1 protein-coding gene and 1 pseudogene are annotated in these 1,998 nt (G+C 60.3%); one reads left to right on the forward strand and one right to left on the reverse strand.

The window, feature by feature from the left end; all coding sequences use genetic code 11:
* Positions 1-122: 122 nt before the first annotated feature.
* Positions 123-1,515: pseudogene (locus G485_RS28155) on the reverse strand (hypothetical protein).
* Positions 1,516-1,689: 174 nt separating this feature from the next.
* Here G485_RS28155 and G485_RS0124495 point away from each other — a divergent pair.
* Positions 1,690-1,905, forward strand: coding sequence for a hypothetical protein (locus G485_RS0124495; protein ID WP_027094716.1), 216 nt, complete (start codon positions 1,690-1,692; stop codon positions 1,903-1,905).
* Positions 1,906-1,998 lie beyond the last annotated feature (93 nt).

The raw sequence follows: 1,998 nt of genomic DNA on the forward strand, positions 1-1,998 counted from the left end.
TTTTCTATGTTTTCCTTGCAGATAAATTCGACAAAAGTAGCTCAAATCCCTTGTGGAATAAGGATTTTTTGTTCGTTCAGCAAGCCCTAATTACATATCGAATTGAATTGAATTTCTGCATGTCACACCAAAAACATCGCCACAATCGTCGTCGCCCCGAGACCGATCAGCACCGGCTTCAAATTGCGGCGGGCCAATTCGAACGGATTGACGCCGCAGATGGCCGCCGCCGGAAGAAGCGCCCAGGGGATCGGCGTGCCGCCGCCTACCCAGATCGCAGCAACCTGGCCGAGCGCCGTCAACGTCGCCGTTCCGGACCCGATGGCCGCTCCGAACATTTTCGCGACAGATCCCGCCAGCGATAAGCCGGAGAACCCCGAGCCGTCCAGCCCCGTAATCGCTCCGGTCACGGCCGCCGTGAGAGAGCCGACGACTCCGTTGACAGGCACCCTGTCGGCCAGCGCCACCCCCAGATCGTTGACGATGCCTTGCGATCCGGTCGGCAATGGTTCGCCCGGCACCGTAAGGAAGGCCGCATCGCCCAAATAGAAGAAAGCGGCGATCGGGATGACGGGGCCGAAAATTTTAAAGCCGAAATGGAAGCCGTCGACGAGATAGGAGGTAATCTCCTCGGCACCCGGTTGCGGTGGGCGATCAAAGTGAGAACGAGCAAAATGAGAACGGCCGTGCCCCCGATCAGGGCGGTGGCGTCCCCGCCTTGCAAATCCGGCGCGAACATGGCGACGACGTCGAGAAGGAACAGGATCGGAATGAGGACGGCCGCCCACTGCTTCACCCGAAGCGGCAGCGCGATCGATCCGGCGTCGGAAGCGAGAGCCGCTCCCCCGGCTGCCAGCCCGTCTCTCCACGTGCCCCGCCTGCGGTCCCTGAGCATCTTCCAATACGCGACCCCCGTCGTAACAACGCCCTTGACGATGACGAGGGAACGCTGGCCTGCATCACCTCCGACACCTTCAGGCCGGCCGCGTCCGCCGTCAGCTTCGGGGCGCCCTGAATAATGTAGTCGCCCGAGAGCGCGATGCCGTGGCCGAACAAATTCATCGCCATCGCGGCCCCCAGCGCGGGAAGTCCGACCCGGACCGCCGCCGGAAGCAGCACGGCTCCGATCAGAGCGACGCCCGGAGAGGGCCAGAAAAACCAGGAGACGACCAGCATCACGACGCCGATCCCCCAGAATGCGAGCGCCGGCGTCCGCATGAAGCGCGTCAGCGGGGCCGCCATCAGCTCGTTGATGCCGGTGCGGATCAGCACCCGGCTCATCGAGACGACGATCGAGATGATGAAGATCGTGCGGATCAGTTCCTTGGTCGCGTAGATGAAGCCGTTGAAAATGCCGGAGACGGAAGCGCTCAGGTTCTCGGTCGCGATCTGCCCGAGAACGAGAATCCCGACAATGCAAATCATGGTCGTATCCCGCCGTTTGATCAGCGCGGCCAAAATCAACAAGATGAACGCGAGATAGACGCCGTGCAGGGAGGTCCATTCGATTCCCATCCCGAGCCCTACCCTTCGATTTGGAAGTGGTACATTGTATGAAGCTAGCGGAATAGGCATGCGTCTTCTCTCGGCTCGAATCGACAGGAGTTATGCGCTTGTGCGAAGAATGGCGTATCTGGTATAGTCCTAGTACCTGACAACGTCATCGGATTGGGGAGGGGGAAAAAGAAAATGGCCATCAACCGAAGGCTGACGACCGATCGCGATTTTGAAGACGCCAAGGCTAGGCGCGTGCTGCTGCGGGTGTTCCGGGACGACCATCTGATCGAAGCCGGGAGCGCCATCGTGCGCTTCGACGATTCGACGGTCGTTCTGCAATCCGACGTAGGGGACCTCGCCTACCACTCGCGGGAGGAGTGCGAGTTTTTCGAGCTGAAGCGCGGGTGACCGGAAAATAGGGGGGGTCTTTGGCCGGCATTCCGCGAAACGAGCGGATGTAGCTCAGATTCTGAGCCTCTTTGGCCGATATTCCGCGAAACG

Origin of the sequence: Cohnella thermotolerans DSM 17683 (assembly GCF_000429825.1) — a bacterium.
Lineage (GTDB): Bacteria > Bacillota > Bacilli > Paenibacillales > Paenibacillaceae > Cohnella > Cohnella thermotolerans.